The following is a 21,140-nucleotide window of genomic DNA, read 5'->3' as shown; positions in this document are numbered from 1 at the left end:
TTTCATAGACACAGCAGTGCCGCCAGATGCCCACCGGCTTCCCGAGCCTGGGCAATTTGCTCTTCACTCAAGGTCTTGGGAGCCAGAATGGCTTCTGGCGTCTGGGCGTGAAAATTGAAGATACGGATGGGGGCGGCCAGCTCCAGCCGCCAGCCCGTACAAATCCGCTCCAGTTGCCGTTGCGCACCTTGTCCGTCGCTACCCGCACTGATCAGGGCGGAATAAGGACGCCCGTTGAGTTGATCCAGCACCTCGTAATAGTTCCGGTCCAGACATTCTTTCATGGCACCGCTCAGACTGCCCAGATTCTCGGGCGCGCAGAACAAATAGGCGTGGGAATCGCGCAAATCCTGTGCTTGCACCTGATCACAATGCAAGCGTTTGATACAGACCTGCTCTGTCTCGCCCAGTTCTTTGAGGACCTGCAGCGCGCCTTCCTCGGCCTGTTCGGCCAGTTGACGGGCGGCGCCGGTACGGGAGTGCCAAATCAACAGAAGCTGGCGGCATGTGTTCAGACTCATAAGCTCTTACTCGCGGTGATAGACTAGCGTCTACAGTATAGAGAGCCACTTCAGCGCTGAGTGGCCACATCGACGTAATCCACATGAATCACACCGCTTCTCCCCCTATGGCCGAGTCGGCCTTCAATCCTCAATGGTTCGCGCAAGCCAGCCACGGACTGGATGAAGCAGGGCGTACGCTATTGCAGGCGGCTGCCGACTGGGCGGGGCCTATTTTGCTGGATCTGGCCGGAAGTACCGGCGAACCCTTGGACAGCCATTGCGCTCAGGTCGCGCTTATTTTGGCTGGCTTGGGTGTGGACGCTCAAACCCGTGCCAGCGCCTTGCTGGCCGTCACTCCTGCTCCTGGGCCGGAGGTCAAGCAGGACCCGGTTCAGAAAGCCTTTGGTGCCGAAGTCATGACGCTGGTACGTGGCTCACGCGCCTTGTACCGTCTGGGCTCGTTGACAGGTCAGGCCAAGGAGCAGACAGGCGGGGGCGATCAAAAGGAAATGAAGCGCAAGATGCTGCTGGCGATGGCCGCTGACTTGCGCATTGTGATGATGCGTCTGGCGTCGCGCCTGCAGTCCTTGCGCTGGTATCGGCAGTCCAAGACCGTCTGCCCGGTCGAGTTTGCGCGTGAAACGCTGGAGCTTTATACGCCCTTGGCGAATCGTTTGGGGATTTGGCAGATCAAGTGGGAAATGGAAGATCTGGCCTTTCGCTTTCTGAATCCCGAGGTCTACAAGAATATTGCCAGTAAGCTGGAAGACAAGCGCGTAGAGCGCGAAACCCTGATCAGTCAGGTGCGCGACCAACTGCTGGCAGCCTTGAAACGCGAGCATATCGTGGCTGAGGTTTCAGGCCGGCCCAAGCATATCTTCAGTATCTGGAACAAGATGCGCAACAAGCATCTGGATTTCGATCAGTTGTTTGATCTGCGCGCCTTGCGTGTCATTGTTGATGACGAGCGCAGCTGCTACCACACCCTGGCGGTGGTGCATTCGCTGTGGACGCCGGTGCCCGAGGAGTTTGACGATTACATCTCCCGGCCCAAGCCCAATGGCTACCGCTCCCTGCATACCGTTATTGCGGATGCACAGGGGCGCTGCTATGAAATTCAGATCCGCACGCGCGACATGCACCAGTTCGCGGAATACGGGATGGCTGCCCACTGGCGCTACAAGGAGGCTGGAGCCCAAGGCGGACAGCAGGTGGCCGATGGTGAGGACGATAGAAAGATCGCCTGGATGCGTCAATTGCTGGCCTGGGACAGGGAGGCGTCCACCTCGAACGCTACCGAGCCTGGCCTGCAAGCAGACAGCAGCAAAGATTCGGCTTCCGAAAAGGTAGTAGAGCCCGTTGCCAGCAAGAAACCGGCTGTTGGCAGGCCTTTGAAGGCTCAGGAAGACGAACATATTTATGTGCTGACGCCGCAGGCTCGGGTTATCGAGCTGCCTGTGGGGGCGACGCCGGTGGACTTTGCCTACTACCTGCATACCGATCTGGGCCATCGTTGCCGGGGTGCGCGGGTTGATGGGCAGATGGTGCCTTTGTCCACGCGCTTGTCGACTGGTCAGACGGTAGAGATTGTGGCGGCTAAATCCGGCGGTCCATCGCGTGACTGGCTGAACGTGCAGTTGGGCTTTTTGGCCAGCCCACGCTCGCGCTCCAAGGTGCGCGCCTGGTTCAACGCGATTGAATTGCAGCAGCGCATCTCCCAAGGCCAGAGCATGGTCGAAAAAGAGTTGCAACGGCTGGGTCGTACGGCTGTGAACCTGGAGCAGATGGCGCAACAGCTTGGCTTTGCCAAGGCAGATGACCTGTATGTTGCCGTGGCCAAGGATGAATTCAGCCTGCGCCAGGTGGATGCCTTGTTCCGTGAAGATGTGCAGGAGGAAGAGCCCGTACAGCGTGTGTTTGATGCGGCCCGGGAAAGTGTTTCCAAGACCGGGAAAAGCGGCGTGCTGGTGGTGGGTGTGGATTCGCTAATGACGCAACTGGCCCGTTGCTGCCGTCCCGCACCCCCTGATCTGATCGCCGGTTTTGTGACTCGTGGCCGGGGAGTGTCCATACACCGTGCCGACTGCAAGTCCTACCAGGAACTGGCTGATCGACAACCTGAAAGGGCTATTAGCGTCGATTGGGGCGATACGGGGGATACTCAGTATCCCGTGGATCTGGCCATTGAGGCTCAGGAGCATCCCAGCCTCTTGCGTGATCTCTCTGAGGTGTTTGCCCGCCTGCGTTTGAACGTAACGGGTATCAACACCTTGAGTCGCCGCTCGTTGACGCGCATGATATTTACTATTGAAGTGCGTGATGGCGAGCAAATTCAAAAGGCTTTAGCGGCCTTGAACGAGTTATCGGGCGTCAGCGCCCGCCGCTACTCGTCCTGAACTGCTAAAATCGGTAAACCTAAACCTCGCGGGCGTTGTGCCCGCGATTGTTCTTGTCAATCAAGAGAGCGAGCTTTGAAAACCTATACCTTGCCCGACCCGGATGGACATTTTGGTCAGTTTGGTGGTTCGTTTGTCGCTGAAACGCTGGTCCACGCCCTGGACGAGTTGAAAGCAGCCTACGAACAGTATCGGAACGATCCTGAGTTTCTGCGCGAGTTTCACTACGAACTCAAGCATTTTGTCGGTCGTCCCAGCCCCGTGTACCATGCCCGTCGATGGTCGGAGCAACTAGGTGGAGCTCAGATCTGGTTCAAGCGCGAAGATCTCAATCACACTGGCGCACACAAGATCAACAACTGTATCGGTCAGATTCTGCTGGCTCGCCGCATGGGCAAGCCCCGTATTATTGCTGAAACCGGTGCAGGCCAGCACGGCGTGGCAACGGCTACGGTCGCCGCCCGCTATGGTCTGGAGTGTGTGGTCTACATGGGTAGCGAAGACGTACGCCGTCAGGCTTCCAATGTGTACCGTATGAAGTTGCTGGGTGCGACGGTCGTTCCTGTGGAATCCGGTTCGCGCACGCTGAAAGATGCGCTGAACGAAGCCATGCGCGACTGGGTCACCAATATCAGCAATACCTTCTACATTATTGGTACGGTGGCTGGACCTCATCCTTACCCGATGATGGTGCGCGACTTCCAATGCGTGATCGGTGACGAGTGCGTGGAGCAAATGCCTCAGGACGCCGGTCGTCAGCCGGACTACGTTTTGGCGTCGGTGGGTGGTGGTTCCAATGCCATGGGCATTTTCTACCCCTACATCGAGCACAAGGATGTGGAGCTGATCGGAGTGGAAGCGGCTGGCCGCGGTCTGGATACGCTGGAGCACTCGGCTTCCCTGAACAAGGGCATGGTGGGTGTGCTGCACGGTAACCGTACCTATGTGCTGCAGGACGATGACGGTAACGTCATGCCTACGCACTCGGTGTCGGCTGGCCTGGATTACCCCGGTGTGGGTCCCGAGCACGCCTGGCTGAAAGATTGTGGCCGTGCGCAATACGCCACCTGCACCGATGAAGACGCCCTGAAAGCGTTTCACGATTGCTGCCGCATCGAAGGCATCATGCCCGCGCTGGAGTCCTCGCACGCGCTGGCGCATGCGGCTCGCATTGCCCCGACTTTGCCCAAGGATAAAATCATCCTGGTCAGTTTGTCCGGTCGCGGTGATAAGGACATGCACACGGTCGCCGAGTACGGCGGCTTGACTCTGTAAGCAATCGGGAACGGATATGTCGAGTAATGTGCGTCTGAAAAAGACGTTTGAAGGTTTGAACGGGCGCTGTGCCCTGGTGCCTTATATTACGGCCGGAGACCCTTCGGTGCCCGCTACCGTGGCCTTGATGCATGCCTTGCGTCAGGCCGGGGCAGATGTCATTGAATTGGGTGTACCGTTTTCTGATCCCACTGCCGATGGCCCGGTGATTCAGCAAGCGGCTGAACGTGCCATCAGCCGTGGTGTGGGCTTGCGTAAAGTGCTGGAGATTGTGCAGCAGTTTCGCTTGATCGACGAGGAAACGCCGGTTGTTCTGATGGGTTACGCCAATCCTATTGAGCGTATCGGTCAGGCTGAATTTGCTGTCATGGCAGGCAAGGCGGGTGTGGACGGTGTGCTGACGGTGGACTACCCACCTGAGGAGTCCGAGGATTTCACCCGTTTGCTGACCGAGCAGGGCGTGGATACTATTTTCCTGCTCTCGCCTACGTCCACGGACGAGCGTATTGCCAAGGTAGCCGCTTTGGCGCAGGGCTATGTGTATTATGTGTCCCTGAAAGGTGTGACCGGTTCGGCCCAGATTGATGTGGCTGATGTGGAACACCACTTGCAGCGTATTCGTCAGCACGTCAAAATTCCGGTCGGAGTGGGTTTCGGGATTCGGGACGCGCAAAGCGCCAAAGCTATTTCCCGTAGTGCGGATGCAGTTGTCATTGGCTCCAAGCTGATCCAGACCATGGAACAGGCTGTGCAGGAGAACGCTGGCAAAGAGCAAAAGGATATGGATGCGGCTGCGGTTGCAGCAGCCAGCCAATGGCTCGCACAGATACGTCAGGCACTGGATAATTAGCCTAAATACCTATTCCGCGTATAGAATCATCTGCCTGTTCTTTAGGAACAGGCGCTTTTTTTCAGAATAAAGAGCTTGGTGGGCCGGGTGCCGGCCAGGCGAAAACAGGATCTAACAATGAGCTGGATCGAGAAAATACTCCCGCCGCGAATTAACCGTAACCCCGAAAGCAGCCGTCGCGTTCCCGAAGGGCTGTGGGTGAAATGTCCGTCGTGTGAGTCTGTGCTCTACAAGGAAGATCTCCAGGCCACCTTGAATGTCTGCCCCAAATGCAGCCATCACATGCGCATTGGTGCTCGTGCCCGGATCAAGTCCTTGCTGGACCCCGAAGGCCAGACCGAGATTGGTTCCAACACCCGTCCTATGGACCCCTTGAAGTTCCGCGATTCGCGCAAGTACACCGAGCGCGTTTCCGAGGCGGCCAAGCAGACGGGCGAAACTGAAGCCATGGTGGTCATGAGCGGCACGATTCTGTCTGTGCCTGCCGTAGTGGCCTGCTTCGAGTTTGAATACATGGCCGGTTCCATGGGTTCCGTGGTAGGCGAGCGTTTCACACGTGGTGTGCAGGCGGCTATTGCCAACCGTAGTCCTTTTATTTGCGTGGCCGCTTCGGGTGGTGCGCGTATGCAGGAGAGCTTGTTCTCTCTGATGCAGATGGCCAAGACGACGGCTATTTTGGCTGAATTGTCGGATGCGGGTTTGCCGTTTATCAGCATTTTGACTGACCCCACCATGGGTGGTGTGTCGGCCAGTTTCGCTTTTATGGGCGATGTGGTGATTGCCGAGCCTAATGCCTTGATCGGTTTTGCCGGCCCTCGCGTGATTGAGCAGACTGTGCGCGAAAAGCTGCCTGAAGGCTTCCAGCGTGCCGAGTTCTTGCTGGAGAAGGGCGCTATCGATATGGTGGTTGATCGTCGCGAGCTGCAGCGTGAGCTGGCCGAGTTGCTGGCTTTGCTGACTCGTCAGCCTGCTGAGGCTGTGTCGCGGCATTCTTGATTGCCAAGGAATTGCTAAAGAAGAACGCCACCTGGGTTTAGGTGGCGTTTTTTTTGGGCTGATGTTTTTTTGGGTGGAGAGGTTTGTGCTATTGAAGCATAGGCTTCTGGGTGGAGATCTCAGGGCGAGATTGGCTTGGTTTTCTTGGTGTGGGGAGTACGGCCCTGGGGCGGGGCCTTGGCCCGTGCTGCGCACGGGTACCCTTGGCTATTGAACAATCCAGGCGCCCAGTGAACTCGCCAGGTACTTGGTCCCCCGGACCAAGTACAAGCGTCTGGCTCGAACAGCACTGGGCTTGCACCCTGGATTGTTCAATAGCCCGCGGCCAAGTCCCTGACTCGCCCCAGAGTCGTACTCCCCACACCAACAAAAAAGGAATATCGCAGAGGGCTCAAGAAGAGGGAGAAGGAGCCTAGATGGCTACTCTTTATGGATACGAGAGGAAAAAAAACGCCGCCCCAAAGGGCGGCGTTTCTAGTCTTGCTGTTTACTGCGTTTCGACCTGTTGCAGCGGCTCGCTGTTCTCGGTTTCTGCAGCACGTTGCTTGCGTGGGCGACCCAGGCGCACTGGTGCGGGCTGGTAGTCGTCCTGTGTTGCCGAGCGAACGGTTTCCACTAGTTCGATGCCCGCTGCGTTCAGTACGGCTTCCAGAGGGGCGGCTGCGGGCTTCTGTGCTTGTTCGGCAGCAGGGGCTTTTTCAGCTGCAGTCGTTTGAGTCTCAACGCGAATCTCTACGGCTGTGGTTTCCACTGGAGTGGCTTCAACGGCCGGGGCTTCAACTGCAGGTTGTGCTTCTGCGGGAGTAGCAGTTGTCTCCACGGCTTCAGCTTGAGCTTCGGTGGCTTCTGCTTTGGCTGGTTCGGCAGCAACTTCTGCTTGCGCAGGAGCAACAGCTTCTTCAGCGGCAGGAGCTTCTGGCGCTACCTCGGCCTGAGCGGCTGGAGCAGCAACTTCTTCCTGGGCAGTAGCGGTTTCTACGGCTGCAGTTTCCACTGGAGCGGCTTCAACGGCTGGGGTTTCTGCTGCGGCTTGCGTTTCTGCGGGCGCTGCGGCTGTTTCTACAGCTTCAGCTTGAGCTTCGGTCACTTCTGCTTTGGCAGGTTCGGCGGCAGCTTCTGCTTGCACAGGAGCAACGGTTTCTTCTGCGGCTGGAGCTTCTGGAGCAACTTCGGCCTGAACGGCTGGAGTGGCTACTTCTTCCTGGGCTGGAGCGGTTTCAACAGCGTTTACCGGGGTCGTAGCGACTTCTTCAGCTTGTTGTGCGGCTTGAGCAGCGGCAGGGGCTTCTTCAGAGGCCTCTACGGCGACAGGAGCGGCTTCTTGGGCTGCAGGTGCCTCTACGGCTGCTTGTGGCTGTTCAGGCTCGGCTGCTGCGGTTTGGGCGGCAGCTTGTTCCTGGGCATCCAGGGCAGCGGGGTTGAAGCTAGGTGTTTCGTGAGCAACGTAGGCGCCGGTATTGCCTTCTTCGTTGTTCTCTTCGTTCTCGGCTACGGCGTTGGCGTCGGTGTTGCGACGACCACGACGGCTACGACGACGGCGACGTTTGCGCTCTGGGTCCAGAGCGCCGTTTTCGCTGTTCTCGTCGGTTTCGGCATCCGAGTTGTCGCTGGTATCAGCGCTGTCGGCCTCGGCCAGCTGTTCAGCGCGGTTTTGCGCTTCTTGCTTGGTGGCGGCCACGGCAGCAACTGCGGCCACGCTGGCCGCTGCGGCAGCAGCCTGTTCGGGCTGGGCTTCTGTGCTGGCGACGTCTTTGTTCAGCTCGACGTTTTCTGCGCTGCCTTCTTCACGGCGTTGACGGCCACGGCCACGGCGGTTGCGTGGGTTGCGGCTGTTGCTGCTGCCTTCGTCGGCAGTGGCGGGCGTCGTGTTGGCGCTTTGTGGAGTTTCCAGAGCAGATTCGTTACCTGCTGAGGCGTTACGGCGGCGACCACGGGTATTCCCCCCGGTGCTTTCCGTGCTGGCTTTTTCTTCCTGAGCCGCTTCCGGGCGGTTGGACTGGCGACGGCCACGACCACCTTGGCCACGGCCACTATTGGATTGGCCGGGACGACCTTGGCGGCGGCCAGAGGAGGATTTGCTGCCTTCGGATTTGGTGGTCTCGGCCACGGGTTCGGCAGGTGCGCCGGACAACCAGTTCAGCAGGCGCTTGAGCAGGCCGGGTTTGTTGTCGCTAGCAGCGGCGCTGGCGGCTGCGGCGGCAGCAGCAGGCTTGCTCATGGGAGCTGGCTGGGCCGGTGTGGTGCTCTTGACCAGGGCTTCTGGACGAGGCTTGATTTCGTGGCTGCGGTGCGGCACCAGGCTGTCTTGCTGCTCAGGCTGCTGGACCAGCTCGTAGCTGCTGCGCAGTTCATCCAGGCGTGGGTCGTCGTGGCGCAGGCGCTCGATGATGTGGTGCGGGGTTTCCAGATTCTTGTTCGGAATCAGGATCAGGGCAATGTTCAGGCGCGATTCGATCTTGGTGATGTCAGCGCGTTTTTCGTTCAGCAGGAAGGTAGCCACATCCACCGGCACCTGAGCGTGCAGGGCGGCCGTGCCTTCTTTCATGGCTTCTTCTTGCAGCAGACGCAGTACATGCAGAGCGCTGGATTCGGCATCGCGAATGACGCCAGTGCCGGTGCATCGTGGGCAAGTAATGTGGGAGCCTTCATTCAGGGCAGGGCGCAGGCGCTGACGGGACAGTTCCATCAGACCAAAGCGCGAGATCTTGCCCATCTGGACGCGAGCACGGTCCAGGTGCAGGGCATCGCGCAGGCGTTGTTCGACAGCACGCTGGTTCTTGCTGTCTTCCATATCGATAAAGTCGATAACAATCAGGCCACCCAAGTCACGCAAACGCAACTGGCGGGCCACTTCGTCGGCGGCTTCCTGGTTGGTGCGCAGGGCGGTTTCTTCAATGTCGGCACCACGTGTGGAGCGGGCCGAGTTCACGTCAATGGCAACCAGGGCCTCGGTGTGGTCGATAACGACAGCACCGCCCGAAGGCAATTGCACGGTACGCGAGTAGGCGGTTTCGATCTGGTGTTCGATCTGAAAGCGCGAGAACAGCGGGATGTCATCGCGGTACATCTTTACGCGATGCAGATTGTCGGGCATGACCACGCTCATGAAAGCGGCGGCCTGCTCGTGAATCTCGTCCGTGTCGATCAGGATTTCGCCAATATCGGGCGAGAAGTAATCACGGATTGCCCGGATAACCAGGCTGGATTCCAGATAAATCAGGATGGGGGCTGCATTGTCGCGGGCTGCGCCGTCAATGGCGGTCCACAACTGCATCAGGTAGTTCAGGTCCCACTGCAGCTCTTCGACGCTGCGGCCGATACCTGCGGTGCGGGCGATGATGCTCATGCCCTGCGGGATGTCCAGCTGGTCCATGGCTTCGCGCAGTTCCTGGCGGTCTTCGCCTTCAACGCGGCGCGATACGCCACCCCCACGGGGGTTGTTGGGCATCAGAACCAGATAGCGGCCTGCCAGGGAAATGAAGGTGGTCAGGGCAGCGCCCTTGTTGCCACGCTCTTCTTTTTCAACCTGGATGATCAGTTCCTGGCCTTCAACCAGGGCGTCCTGGATGCGGGCGCTGCGTACATCAACCCCTTCCTTGAAGTAGCTGCGAGCTACTTCCTTGAATGGCAGAAAGCCGTGACGCTCCTCACCGTAGCTGACGAAGCAGGCTTCCAGGCCGGGTTCGATGCGGGTGATGACCCCTTTGTAGATATTGCCTTTGCGCTGTTCGCGCCCGGCTGTTTCGATGTCGAGGTCAATCAGTTTTTGACCGTCGACAATGGCGACGCGTAGTTCTTCTTGATGCGTCGCATTGAACAACATGCGTTTCATGAGTGTGGATCTCCGTTGTCATGGAGCACCGAAATATCGGCGCACGACCGCGGGTCACAGGTGTGTAGCGCTATAGCTGCATCAGTTTGGTGCAGGCAGGCAAAATCGGCCTACCGGCTTATAGTCTGGGAGGCACGAGTCGCGCCAAAGCGCGAAGTTCAATCAGCAGGGGGGTCAGAGTCACGGTGTGTGTTTGACGAATATAAAATTGCTGGGGGAACGGCAGCCGCATAAATCATGCGGCTGGTGCAAAAGAGCGGGACAATCTGTGCAGGAATTCAGCGCCGCACGCGGGAGGAAAACATCTCTTGGAAAGCGGGCCTTCTTGCCACACGACTTTCGCTATTTCGGACTCACCCCGGCGACCTTATGACCCGGAAGCTGGAACTCAAGGATACAATTATCAGTCCTTGGTCATCCAACGGAGACGCACCCTTTGCATCTCTACGCTGGACCCAGTCTCAGCTTCCATAGGCTGAAGCGATTATATGCCCCTTTTTGTTATGTGCAAACCTCATGAATCACAAAGATCAGCCCCTCAAGTGCGAATATTACGCATTGATGAAACGCGGGCAGGTCAGCGTATAGATAATTTTTTGTTACGTGAATGTAAAGGGGTGCCAAAAAGCCACATTTACAAAGCGATCCGTGGCGGTCAGGTGCGCGTGAATAAAGGCCGTATCAGCAGTGACTATCGTTTGCAGGACGGCGATATGGTGCGCATTCCGCCGCTGCGCCTGCCCGAGCCCGAGCAGCCGCGTCATGTTCCCGCTGCCGTTTTCCCGGTGGTGTTCGAGGACGAGCACCTGATGGTCATCGACAAGCCTGCTGGTGTTGCCGTGCATGGTGGCAGTGGTGTGTCTTTTGGTGTCATCGAGCAGTTGCGTGCTGCCCGTCCTCAGGAGCCCTTTCTGGAGCTGGCCCACCGTCTGGACCGGGATACCTCCGGTTTGCTGATTATCGCCAAGCGTCGTGCTGCCCTGGTTGGTTTGCACGATATGTTCCGCGAAATCCGTGCTCGCAAATTTTATTGGGCGCTGGTGCAGGGCGATTGGGTGAACGATCGCCAGCATATCCGTTTCCCCTTGCTGCGCTGGCTGACCGAAAGCGGGGAGCGGCGCGTCAAGGTTGACCCCACAGGCAAGCCTGCGCATACCATCATCACCATGCAGCGCCGTTTTGGTCGCTTTACTTTGGTACAGGCGGAGCTGAAAACCGGCCGCACTCACCAGATCCGGGTTCATTTGGCCCATTCGGGCTTTCCGATTGTGGGCGACGACAAGTATGGCGACGATGCCATTCGCGATCAATTCGCCCGCCAGGGCTTCAAGCGCATGTTCCTGCATTCGGGGCGCCTGGAGTTCAATCATCCTGTCACCGGACAGCCTCTGGTTCTGGAGGCCGCCTTGCCGGCTGCCTGTCAGGCCGTTCTTGAGCGTTTGGAGAAGTAGTTATGACGCGTTACGCCGCCGTTCTGTTTGATTGGGACGGCACAGTTATGGATTCGACGTACTCAATTGCCAGTTCTATTCAGTTGGCCAGTGCGGATCTGCAATTGCCTGTGCCCTCGATTCAGCAAGCCAGCTGGGTTATTGGTTTGTCGCTGGAAAGCGCCTTGTATCGCGCTGTGCCGGATTTGACTGCCGAGCAGATGCCGCTGTTTCTGGAGCGTTATCGTCATCACTTTATGCAGCGTGACCCGCATATCAAGTTATTTGACGGAATTTTGCCTTTCATGGGTGAACTTCGTGGCCGCCAGATTGCCTTAGGAGTGGCAACGGGTAAAAGTCGTCAAGGTTTGGATAGAGTGCTGCAGCAGGTCAATCTCAGCACTTTTTTTGATGCTACCCGTTGTGCAGATGAAACCCGCAGCAAGCCGGACCCGGAAATGCTGCATCAATTGCTGGCCGAATTGATGTTGGAGCCCGAGCAGGTCTTGATGGTGGGCGACACCGTGCACGATATTCATATGGCGGCCAATGCGGGCATGGATAGCGTGGCTGTCACTTACGGCGCGCATGATCCTCAAACCCTGGCAAAGGCTGAGCCCACGGTCATGGTTGATAATGTGGCGCAAATGCGCGATTGGGTATTGGCACGGATTTAATAGGCGGCAAGCCGGTTTGACGACCATCTTGCCAGACAGGTTCAGGAGATGGAGATGTTCAAATCACGTTCGCAGCCCATACGTCCCTCTGAAATTACCGACGAGTCGGTCTGGCGGGCGCGCCGCCGCCTGCTTTTGCAGGCTCCCGGCGCCTTGGCCTTGGCGGCCAGCTTGCCGGGTCGGGCTCAGGCGGTCCCGGTAGGGCAGGACTTGTCGTTCACGCCTTCCCAGCGCTGGAAACTGGACGATATGCCCACCAGCGAGTCCGATGTCACCTCCTACAATAATTTCTACGAGTTTGGCACGGGCAAGGAAGATCCTGCCCGCCATTCGGGGAAATTCAAGACTGAACCCTGGACTTTGCAGATTGACGGTTTGGTGAACAAGCCGCTTACCTTGGATATGGACCAGATATTGAAGCTGGCCCCTTTGGAAGAGCGTATTTATCGTCTGCGTTGTGTTGAAGCTTGGTCCATGGTGGTGCCCTGGGTGGGCTATTCCTTGTCGGCCTTGCTAAAGCAGGCGTCGCCCCAGGGCTCGGCCCGCTTTGTTCGGTTTGAAACAGCGGCGGACCCGGAAACCATGCCGGGTCTACGCTCTCGTATCTTGGCCTGGCCCTATGTGGAGGCGCTACGGTTGGACGAGGCCATGCATCCTTTGACTCTGCTGGCTACCGGTCTGTACGGAAAAAGCCTGCCTGTTCAGAATGGAGCGCCGGTGCGGCTTATCGTGCCGTGGAAGTATGGGTTCAAATCGGCCAAGTCTTTGGTGCGCATCACCTTGACGGACACCATGCCCGAGTCCAGCTGGATGAAGGTGGCTCCGCATGAGTATGGCTTTTACGCCAATGTGAACCCGGAAGTGCCGCATCCCCGCTGGAGCCAGGCCACTGAACGTGTCATCGGTTCGGGATTCTTCGCCACCAAAAAGCCGACTTTGCCTTTTAACGGCTATGCCGAAGACGTGGCAGGTCTGTATGCCGATATGGACTTAAGGCGTTACTACTGATGAGTACCTGGAAGGCTGCGCAGTTGGATAGGCTCAAGCCCTTGGTATTCTTGCTGGGCTTGTTTCCCTTGGGGCGCTGGGTATGGTTGGGTTTCAACAATGGCCTAAGTGCCAATCCAGCTGAATTTTTGACCCGATCCAGTGGGATCTGGGCCTTGGTACTCTTGCTGCTGACCCTGGCTTTAAGTCCTGTAAGGCGTTTGCTGGCTCAGCCCGCCTTGGTGCGTTGGCGCCGCATGTTGGGCTTGTTCAGTTTTTTTTATGCAGCTTTGCATACCTTGGCCTGGGCCTGGTGGGATCGCTCGGGCGACTGGCTGTCCATGTGGCAGGACGTGATGCAGCGGCCCTTGATTGCGATCGGGGTAGTGGCTGTGCTGATTTTATTGGCCCTGACCCTGACCTCCACGCATGGCTGGCAGAAACGTTTGGGTCGTGGTTGGAGCCGCTTGCATCAAACCGTGTATTTGGCGGCGGTCCTTTCCATCCTGCACTTTTACCTGATTCGTACTGGTAAAAATGATGTGGTGGAAGTTTATGTCTATGGTTTGGTTCTGGTGGGCTTGCTGGTTTTGCGCCGCTGGCCCGTATTGAATAAGACAGCGCACTAAGCAAAACAGGTAATGAGCATAAGCCCATTACCTGTTTTTTTATCAATCCAGACTTTGCAGAATGGCGGCTGTTTCGGCATCCAAAGTGCCGTCGTAGCGGGCTGGGCGGTAGTGCATCTGGAAGGCGGCGATCACGTTTTGTGTGGCCTTGTCGAACATGCCGCTGTCAGGCGTTTCGTAGCCTGCTTTGCGCAGCAGGGCCTGGGTTTGAGCGGCAGAGGGCAGGGGACGCGTGGCGTACTGCGCCTGCAGTGCTCGGGCCTGTGATTCCTTGTACCAGCGGCCTATACCTGCTTGGGCCAGTTCCTTCCAGGGGAAATGAGGGCCGGGGTCCAGCTTGCGTTGTGGGGCAACATCGCTGTGGCCAATAATATTGCGGGCAGACACGCCATGGCGCTGAGCCAGGTCTTTCAGCAGTGCTTTGATTGCTTCAATCTGCCCGGACGTATACGGAGCCCAGCGACCATCTGCCAAGCGGCCCATATTAACGATTTCGATGCCGATAGAGCCGGTATTCAGGTCTGTGAAACCGTACCAGGAGCCCAGACCTGCATGCCAGGCGCGGCGTTCCTCTGGAACCAGACGGTAGACAGTGGGACGGCGCTCGTCGCTGACCAGGTAATGGGCGCTGACATCACGCTGCGTCAGCACCTTCAAGGAGGTGGCGTGGTCGCCAGCGGTGTAGTGCATGACCAGATAACGCACTCGGCTGTTCTGGCCCTGAGCGCTATAGCTGTCATCAAGTTTGAAGGGACCGCTACTGCCACAGGCCGCCAATAAGGCCGTCAGGCTAAGTACGCTAATCTGAACGCTGCGCTTCAAGGCGGGTGTAAGAAAAGACAGGGATTTCATCTTAACGACCAGCCAGAAACAGGAAAATGCAGGGGGTTTTGTCCAGGGCAGGCGGCTGGCGCTCGCGCCATTGTTCAATGGTGGCAGTCTGGACCAATTCACGTGTACCTGTCAGGTCACGAGCCAGGCACAAGCGTGTTGTGGGCTTGAGGGACTGCAGCAAGGTGCTGTACATGGCCTGGTTGCGATAAGGTGTTTCGATCAGGATCTGGGTTTGTTTCAGAGCTTGGGACTGGCTTTCCCATTGCTTGAGCTGCTTGGCGCGAGCGGCCCCATCTACAGGCGCATAGCCGTGGAATACAAACTGCTGACCGTCCAGGCCGCTGGCCATCAGGCTCAGCAAAATGGAAGAGGGGCCAACGTGAGGGCGCACGGGGATCTTCATTTCGTGGGCCATGGCAACCACCAGCGCACCGGGGTCGGCGACGGCGGGGCAGCCAGCTTCCGATACCAGACCAATGGCTTGACCTTGCAGGGCTGTTTTCAACCACTCACGCATTTCACCGGGTTTGTTGCCGCGCTTGTCCAGCGTGTGAATAGTGATTTCTTGCAGAGGTACCACGGGCTCAACCAGTTTCAGGAAAGCACGGGCGGTTTTGGCGTTCTCGGCAATAAAGACGGTCAGTTCGCGCGTCAAAGCCTTGACGTCGGCGGGTAGCCAGCCGCTGATCGGGCTCTCACTTAAGCCTACGGGGATCAGGTGCAAAGGGGCGGCTTGGGGCATGGCGTATCAGTCCTAAACGGAAGGGTGCAAAAGGGTGGGGCGCAAGGGGTTCAAGCCAAAGTGACGCAGCATGGTGCACAGCTCGATCAGCGGCAGGCCAATGATAGCGGTTGGGTCGTCCGAGCGCATGGACTCCATCAGGGCAATACCCAGGCTTTCGGCCTTGGCGCTGCCAGCGGTGTCATACGGTTTTTCCTGCAGCAAATAGTGCTCGATTTCTTCATCACTCAATGCGCGAAAACGACAATTGGTAACAATATCGCTGCACAGAAATTCCTGGCCATCTGTCACGCATAAAGCGCTATGGAAATCGATGTCTTGACCGCTCAGGCGACGCAGTTGTTTCTGCGCACCGGCATGGTCGCCAGGCTTGCCAATAGCGTCCTGGCCCGATGTGGCGACCTGATCGGAGCCGATCACGAGCGCGCCTGGGTTCAGCTGGCTGATACGGGCCGCTTTTTCACGCGCCAGACGCAGGCTGAGCTGGGCGGGAGCCTCTGCGGGAAGTGGGGTTTCATCAATGTCAGGAGACTGACAGGTGAAAGGCAAGCCCAAACGCGCTAACATAGCGCGGCGATAGACTGAGCTTGATGCAAGGATGAGACGCATAGTGTGTTTTAGCTGTGCTTTGGTTTGACTGCCTTGTGCTTAGCACGGTATTATCTAATGTTTTCTTCGTTATTGAAATGGTTGTGGGCTAGCTTGGCGGTTTGCCAGCTGCGCTTTACATGCTTCAATACCGAGGGGCAGGAAAAAAGCAGTACAAGAAAAAGTGGTAGAGCCCCCAAGCGATACCAAGGCAGTGAAACAAGCAAGCAGCAAACAAGCGAAAGCGACAAATAAAGCAGAACAAACAAGCGGTTCCAGATCCTGGTAAAACCGTGGTTTGATGCCCTAAGCATACTTATGACGACACAGTATATCGACACCTTGAATCTAGCCCGTGCCCCTCAGGAAATGTCGGGTCAGGTGCTGGTGGAAGATTTGTCTCGTCTGGTATCCGATTTGCCCGATCAAGGCGATTTGCGCATTGACTGGAGTGTGTCGGGTCGGGAAGATTCTGCCCGGCGTCGTTTTGTGCATGTGCAGGCCAAAGGTAGTGTCATTTTGGAATGCCAGCGCTGTGTGAAGCCTTTTGAGTGGCCCATCGATATTTCCAACGAAGTACAGATTGTGGCAACCGAGGACGAACTTGAGCTGGATGATGACGATACGGAAGGTCCTGATCGCATCTTGTGTGAAGGCCAGTTGGATGTCCTGGGACTGGTCGAGGACGAGCTGATTCTTAGCGTGCCTTATGTGCCGCGCCATGAGGTTTGTCCCGACGCGCAGTCGCTGTCCATGGAAGCCAAGTCTGACGACCTGGATGAGTCCGCCTTTGAGCGGCCGTCCCCGTTTGCCGTATTGGGCTCGCTCAAGAAGTCTTGATTGTTTGTTACTAATTCGTTAATTTTTTCGGGCTGCACCCATTTATTCGGGGTTGTCCATCTACAGGAGTCATCATGGCTGTTCAGCAGAATAAAAAGAGCCCGTCCCGGCGTAACATGCGTCGTTCGCACGACGCGCTTACTGGTCCTTCGACGGCTATCGAGCCTACGACTGGCGAACTGCACCTGCGTCACCACATCAGCCCTAACGGCATCTACCGTGGCCGTAAAGTGCTGAAAACAAAGAACGACGAGTAATAGTCTCTTTGTCGTTGCAAGCAACATAGGTTGCATGCTTGATGTCTAACAAAAAAATACGTATTGCCATCGATTGCATGGGCGGCGATATCGGTTTATCCGTCACTGTCCCTGCAGCGCTGCTTTTTGCCAAGCGCTATCCGGATGTGCACTGCTTATTGGTTGGCGAGCCTCAGGCCATCGAGCAAACATTGCGTGCGCAAGGTAATGTCGATACCTCCTGGTACGACATTCTTCCCGCATCCGAAGTTGTCACCATGGCCGATTCGGTCGAGGTGGCCCTGCGCCGCAAAAAAGACTCCTCCATGCGAGTGGCTGCCCAGTCCGTCAAGGATGGGATAGCTGATGCCTGCATTTCTGCGGGCAATACCGGCGCATGGATGGCAATTTCGCGCTACGTACTCAAAACTCTGGATGGGATTGATCGCCCAGCCATTGCCACGTCCATCCCGAACCAAAAGGGCGGGGCCACGATCATGCTGGATCTGGGTGCCAATGTGGATTGCTCCGCAGAACACCTGTTGCAGTTCGCCATTATGGGATCTGCTCTGGCCAGTATTGTGGATCGCCATGAGCGTCCCACCGTGGGTCTGCTCAATATTGGGGAAGAGGTCATCAAAGGCAACGAAGTCGTCAAAAAGGCGGCTGAACTGTTGCGCTCCAGCGGACTGAATTTTTACGGCAACGTAGAAGGTGACGATATCTGCAAAGGTACCGTCAACGTGGTCGTGTGCGACGGTTTCGTGGGCAATGTGGTCCTTAAATCCATTGAAGGGCTGGCCAAGATGGTCGGCAGTATGCTGCGCGACGAATTTACCCGTGACCCATTGAGCAAAGTGTCCGCTTTGCTGGCTCGTCCTGTCTTGAATCGTTTCCGCGACAGGGTGGATAATCGCCGTCATAACGGTGCGGCCCTTTTGGGTTTACGCGGTATTGTTATCAAGAGTCATGGTTCTGCCGATGCCTACGCTTTCGGTTATGCTTTGCAACGGGCCCGCGGTGCGGTGCTCAATGGTCTGCTCAGCGGTACCAGCCAGGCAGTCGAACGCATCATGCAAAGTGTGAACTTGCATGAAGAGCAAAGCGGCGAACCAGATACACGCCATACTTCAGAGCCCTCGTCCTCATAAGAACGGGCTTGATCGGGAACATAAAATGACGATATTTGCCAAGATTATCGGTACAGGCGGCTACCTGCCTCCTCGGATTGTGTCTAACGATGATCTAGCGGTGGAGCTGGCTCAAAAGGGTATCGAAACCTCCGATCAGTGGATTGTCGAGCGTACCGGTATTCACCAGCGTCATCTTGCCGATCCCGGTGTCCGTACCAGCCACTTGGCAACCCAGGCCGCGCGTCAGGCGCTGGAAGATGCGGGCATTGCTGCCCAGGATCTGGACCTGATTGTGGTGGCTACTTCCACTCCCGATTACGTTTTCCCCAGCACCGCGTGTCTGGTGCAGGCCGAATTGGGCAACAAGGGCGCTGCCGCGTACGACGTACAAGCGGTGTGCAGCGGCTTTGTCTATGCACTGACGACTGCCGACGCCATGATCAAGGCCGGCCGTGCGCGCAATGCGCTGGTCATCGGTGCTGAAGTGTTCTCCAGCATCCTGGACTGGAACGACCGCTCTACCTGCGTCCTGTTTGGCGACGGTGCGGGCGCTGTGGTTCTGCAAGCCAGCGATGAACCCGGTGTTCTGGCTGCCCAGCTCAATGCAGATGGCAGTCAAATGGGTATTTTGTGCGCGGCCGGCAATGTCTCGCACGGTCAGGTAGTGGGCGATCCCTTCCTGCGTATGGATGGTCAGGCTGTGTTCAAGCTGGCTGTCACTTCTCTGGCCGCTTCGGCCAATCAAGTCTGCGAACAGGCTGGCGTCTCTCTGGCCGATATCGATTGGCTGGTGCCGCACCAGGCCAACGTTCGTATCATCAATTTTCTAGGTCGTAAGCTGGGTATCCCCTCCGAGAAGGTGGTTATCACGGTTGATCAACATGCCAACACCTCGGCAGCCAGTGTGCCTTTGGCCCTGAATGCCGCTCGCCGGGATGGTCGTATCCGTGCCGGTGATCTGGCGCTGTTGCAAGGCGTGGGTGGCGGCTTTACCTGGGGTTCGGTGCTGGTCCGCTGCTAAGTAGCGCGATCCGGATTACCGCCTCATCTCTTTGGGTTTTTCTACCATGAAAATTGCGTTTGTCTTTCCAGGACAAGGCTCGCAGTCCGTAGGCATGCTCGATGCCTGGGCCGAGTCTGCTGTCGTACAGCAAGCCATTGCACAAGCCAGCCAGTCGCTGGGCCAGGACCTGGCTCAGTTGATGGCACAAGGGCCTGCCGAGGCTCTGAACCTGACTACCAATACTCAACCTGTCATGCTGGCTAGCGCTGTGGCCATGTACCAGGCCTGGATTCAGGCCGGTGGCCCCGCTCCTGCCGTAATGGCCGGTCATAGCCTGGGTGAATACTCGGCCCTGACTGCTGCCGGTGCTCTGAGCCTGGAACAAGCAGTTCCGCTGGTTCGCATTCGTGCCGATGCCATGCAAGCTGCCGTACCTGTGGGTGTCGGTACCATGGCCGCCGTGCTGGGTCTGGATGACGATCAAGTGCGCGATGTGTGTGCTCGTGCCTCTGAGGGACAGCAGATTGTTCAGGCTGTTAACTACAATGCGCCTGCTCAGGTTGTGATAGCCGGGAATGTGGAAGCGGTAGATCGTGCATGTGCGCTGGCTAAAGAAGCCGGTGCCAAGCGTGCCTTGGTGCTGCCTGTATCGGCTCCTTTCCACTCCAGTCTGTTGGAACCGGCAGCTGCTGTGCTGGCCCAGGCTCTGGCCTCGGTTCAAGTGCAAACACCTGCTATTTCCGTGATCAATAACGTGGATGTAGCCGCGCCCACCGACCCCGAACAGATTAAAGATGCGCTGGTCCGTCAGGCCTGGCATCCCGTACGCTGGGTGGAGACCATCCAGGCCATGAAGGCCCAGGGTGTCACCCACGTGGTCGAGTGTGGACCAGGCAAAGTGCTGACAGGTCTGATCAAGCGTATTGATCGCGATCTGGTCGCCTTGTCGATCAGTGACCCTGCATCCTTGCAGGCCACCTTGGAAGCCCTGGAGGGAGCATAAATGCAAGAATTGGATTTAAGCGGCAAGACCGCCCTGGTAACCGGCGCATCGCGCGGTATCGGTCAGGCGATTGCCAAAGAATTGATGGCACGCGGTGCCAAGGTGATTGGTACCGCCACTTCCGAGTCCGGTGCACAGGCGATTTCCGCTGTGCTGGATCAGAACGGCAGCTATGGCCATGTATTGAACGTGGACGACCCGGCTGCTTGCGAAGCACTGATCTCTGCCTTGAGCAAAGAAGACGGTGGCCCGCACATTCTGGTCAATAATGCCGGTATTACGCGTGACAACCTGGCCATGCGCTTGAAAGATGAAGACTGGGATGCCGTTATCCAGACCAATCTAAGTGCCGTGTTCCGCCTGTCGCGTGCCGTTATCCGCCCCATGATGAAAGCCCGCTGGGGCCGTATCATCAGCATCACTTCGGTGGTGGGCGAGAGCGGTAATCCCGGTCAAGCCAACTACGCAGCTGCCAAAGCCGGTGTCGCCGGCATGAGCCGTGCCTTGGCGCGCGAGCTCGGTAGCCGTAACATTACAGTTAATTGTGTCGCTCCGGGCTTTATTGATACGGACATGACACGCTCTCTGACCCCTGAGCAGTCGGCGGCAATTTTGTCGCAAATCCCCTTGGGACGACTGGGCGCTGCTGAAGATATCGCTAATGCGGTAGCCTTCCTGGCCGGGTCGCAAGCGCAATATATTACGGGCAGCACCATCCATGTGAATGGTGGTATGCACATGTAAGGCTTGGCATCGCGCCCGGCTGAGGTAAAATTGCGGGATTATTTGGGGCCTATTGCTTGAGCCGGCGTTGTAAGAATAACGTTGGGCCTCATACAAGAACGCCGTTTTTTGTCATAGCTTATCCCTCTTAGCAGTATGGATTGGCTATAATTTGCGGGAATTTTTCCCAACTTGGAGAATCTGCATGGAAAGCATCGAACAGCGCGTCAAGAAGATCGTCGCTGAACAACTTGGCGTTAACGAAGCCGAGATCAAAAACGAATCTTCTTTTCTCGACGACCTCGGTGCCGACTCGCTCGACATGGTCGAGCTCGTGATGGCGCTCGAAGACGAATTCGAAACCGAAATACCAGACGAAGAAGCTGAGAAAATCACGACGGTCCAGCAAGCTGTGGACTACATCAATTCTCACAGCAAGCAGTAAGTTCAATTAAGAGGGTGG

Annotated in this window: 20 protein-coding genes; 15 read left to right on the top strand and 5 right to left on the bottom strand. The window is 57.1% G+C overall.

Features of this window, described 5'->3' with window-relative positions; genetic code table 11:
• Window positions 1–2 precede the first annotated feature (2 nt).
• Window positions 3–521: a flavodoxin family protein gene (locus tag D0C27_RS18365; protein WP_021446876.1), complete on the bottom strand. Its 519-nt coding sequence runs from the start codon at window positions 519–521 to the stop codon at window positions 3–5.
• A gap of 83 nt (window positions 522–604) precedes the next feature.
• Here D0C27_RS18365 and D0C27_RS18360 point away from each other — a divergent pair, with 83 nt between their 5' ends.
• The 4 genes from D0C27_RS18360 to accD all read left to right on the top strand — a co-directional run bounded on the left by D0C27_RS18360 (window position 605) and on the right by accD (window position 6,020).
• Window positions 605–2,899, top strand: a complete 2,295-nt coding sequence (locus D0C27_RS18360) for a RelA/SpoT family protein (protein WP_115633918.1) — start codon at window positions 605–607, stop codon at window positions 2,897–2,899.
• Window positions 2,900–2,974: 75 nt separating this feature from the next.
• The gene (gene trpB / locus D0C27_RS18355; protein WP_009456612.1) at window positions 2,975–4,174 is read left to right on the top strand and encodes a tryptophan synthase subunit beta; all 1,200 of its coding nucleotides are present in this window, start codon (window positions 2,975–2,977) and stop codon (window positions 4,172–4,174) included.
• A 16-nt stretch (window positions 4,175–4,190) separates the two neighbouring features.
• Window positions 4,191–5,024 (top strand): tryptophan synthase subunit alpha, encoded by an 834-nt coding sequence (gene trpA, locus D0C27_RS18350; RefSeq protein ID WP_009456611.1) that lies wholly within the window; start codon window positions 4,191–4,193, stop codon window positions 5,022–5,024.
• Between the two features lie 117 nt (window positions 5,025–5,141).
• Window positions 5,142–6,020, top strand: coding sequence for an acetyl-CoA carboxylase, carboxyltransferase subunit beta (accD, locus tag D0C27_RS18345; protein ID WP_035272491.1), 879 nt, complete (start codon window positions 5,142–5,144; stop codon window positions 6,018–6,020).
• Window positions 6,021–6,507: 487 nt separating this feature from the next.
• Here the strand turns inward: accD and D0C27_RS18340 are convergent, their stop codons facing one another.
• Window positions 6,508–9,852: an Rne/Rng family ribonuclease gene (locus D0C27_RS18340; protein WP_137431424.1), complete on the bottom strand. Its 3,345-nt coding sequence runs from the start codon at window positions 9,850–9,852 to the stop codon at window positions 6,508–6,510.
• Window positions 9,853–10,340: 488 nt separating this feature from the next.
• Between D0C27_RS18340 and D0C27_RS18335 the strand changes: the two genes are divergently transcribed.
• The 4 genes from D0C27_RS18335 to D0C27_RS18320 are packed head-to-tail and all read left to right on the top strand — an operon-like array spanning window position 10,341 to window position 13,575.
• Window positions 10,341–11,303, top strand: coding sequence for an RluA family pseudouridine synthase (locus tag D0C27_RS18335; RefSeq protein ID WP_264180248.1), 963 nt, complete (start codon window positions 10,341–10,343; stop codon window positions 11,301–11,303).
• A gap of 2 nt (window positions 11,304–11,305) precedes the next feature.
• Window positions 11,306–11,959 carry an HAD family hydrolase gene (locus D0C27_RS18330; protein ID WP_009456607.1) on the top strand — a complete coding sequence of 218 codons (654 nt, stop codon included), beginning with the start codon at window positions 11,306–11,308 and terminating at the stop codon, window positions 11,957–11,959.
• A 54-nt stretch (window positions 11,960–12,013) separates the two neighbouring features.
• Window positions 12,014–12,967 carry a protein-methionine-sulfoxide reductase catalytic subunit MsrP gene (msrP, locus tag D0C27_RS18325; protein ID WP_026483107.1) on the top strand — a complete coding sequence of 318 codons (954 nt, stop codon included), beginning with the start codon at window positions 12,014–12,016 and terminating at the stop codon, window positions 12,965–12,967.
• Window positions 12,967–13,575, top strand: coding sequence for a sulfite oxidase heme-binding subunit YedZ (locus D0C27_RS18320; protein WP_115633916.1), 609 nt, complete (start codon window positions 12,967–12,969; stop codon window positions 13,573–13,575). Before msrP ends, D0C27_RS18320 begins: the two co-directional genes overlap by 1 nt.
• 42 nt (window positions 13,576–13,617) lie before the next feature.
• Here the strand turns inward: D0C27_RS18320 and D0C27_RS18315 are convergent, their stop codons facing one another.
• The 3 genes from D0C27_RS18315 to D0C27_RS18305 are packed head-to-tail and all read right to left on the bottom strand — an operon-like array spanning window position 13,618 to window position 15,718.
• Window positions 13,618–14,427, bottom strand: a complete 810-nt coding sequence (locus D0C27_RS18315) for a peptidoglycan recognition protein family protein (protein WP_137431423.1) — start codon at window positions 14,425–14,427, stop codon at window positions 13,618–13,620.
• A gap of 1 nt (window position 14,428) precedes the next feature.
• Complete coding sequence (locus D0C27_RS18310) at window positions 14,429–15,151, bottom strand: SAM-dependent methyltransferase (RefSeq protein WP_137431422.1); 723 nt, start codon at window positions 15,149–15,151, stop codon at window positions 14,429–14,431.
• Window positions 15,152–15,163: 12 nt separating this feature from the next.
• On the bottom strand, window positions 15,164–15,718 hold the full coding sequence (locus D0C27_RS18305) for a Maf family protein (protein ID WP_240688277.1): 555 nt from the start codon (window positions 15,716–15,718) through the stop codon (window positions 15,164–15,166).
• 339 nt (window positions 15,719–16,057) lie between these two features.
• On the opposite strand from D0C27_RS18305, the gene D0C27_RS18300 reads away from it, so the two are divergent.
• The 7 genes from D0C27_RS18300 to acpP all read left to right on the top strand — a co-directional run bounded on the left by D0C27_RS18300 (window position 16,058) and on the right by acpP (window position 21,122).
• Window positions 16,058–16,579, top strand: coding sequence for a YceD family protein (locus D0C27_RS18300; RefSeq protein WP_009456592.1), 522 nt, complete (start codon window positions 16,058–16,060; stop codon window positions 16,577–16,579).
• Window positions 16,580–16,653: 74 nt separating this feature from the next.
• Window positions 16,654–16,836: a 50S ribosomal protein L32 gene (gene rpmF, locus D0C27_RS18295; RefSeq protein ID WP_003800968.1), complete on the top strand. Its 183-nt coding sequence runs from the start codon at window positions 16,654–16,656 to the stop codon at window positions 16,834–16,836.
• A gap of 41 nt (window positions 16,837–16,877) precedes the next feature.
• The gene (gene plsX / locus D0C27_RS18290) at window positions 16,878–17,966 is read left to right on the top strand and encodes a phosphate acyltransferase PlsX (RefSeq protein ID WP_009456590.1); all 1,089 of its coding nucleotides are present in this window, start codon (window positions 16,878–16,880) and stop codon (window positions 17,964–17,966) included.
• A gap of 25 nt (window positions 17,967–17,991) precedes the next feature.
• Window positions 17,992–18,969 carry a beta-ketoacyl-ACP synthase III gene (locus D0C27_RS18285; protein WP_009456588.1) on the top strand — a complete coding sequence of 326 codons (978 nt, stop codon included), beginning with the start codon at window positions 17,992–17,994 and terminating at the stop codon, window positions 18,967–18,969.
• A 46-nt stretch (window positions 18,970–19,015) separates the two neighbouring features.
• Window positions 19,016–19,954: an ACP S-malonyltransferase gene (gene fabD / locus D0C27_RS18280; protein ID WP_109088252.1), complete on the top strand. Its 939-nt coding sequence runs from the start codon at window positions 19,016–19,018 to the stop codon at window positions 19,952–19,954.
• Complete coding sequence (fabG, locus tag D0C27_RS18275) at window positions 19,955–20,698, top strand: 3-oxoacyl-ACP reductase FabG (RefSeq protein ID WP_042482415.1); 744 nt, start codon at window positions 19,955–19,957, stop codon at window positions 20,696–20,698.
• Window positions 20,699–20,882: 184 nt separating this feature from the next.
• A complete protein-coding gene (gene acpP, locus D0C27_RS18270) occupies window positions 20,883–21,122 on the top strand; it encodes an acyl carrier protein (RefSeq protein WP_003800961.1) in 240 nt (79 codons plus the stop codon).
• Window positions 21,123–21,140 lie beyond the last annotated feature (18 nt).

It is taken from the genome of Alcaligenes faecalis (genome assembly GCF_005311025.1).
Lineage (GTDB): Bacteria > Pseudomonadota > Gammaproteobacteria > Burkholderiales > Burkholderiaceae_B > Alcaligenes > Alcaligenes phenolicus.
Note: the sequence above shows the minus strand (reverse complement) of the source record. Positions and strands in the feature narration are given on the sequence as shown.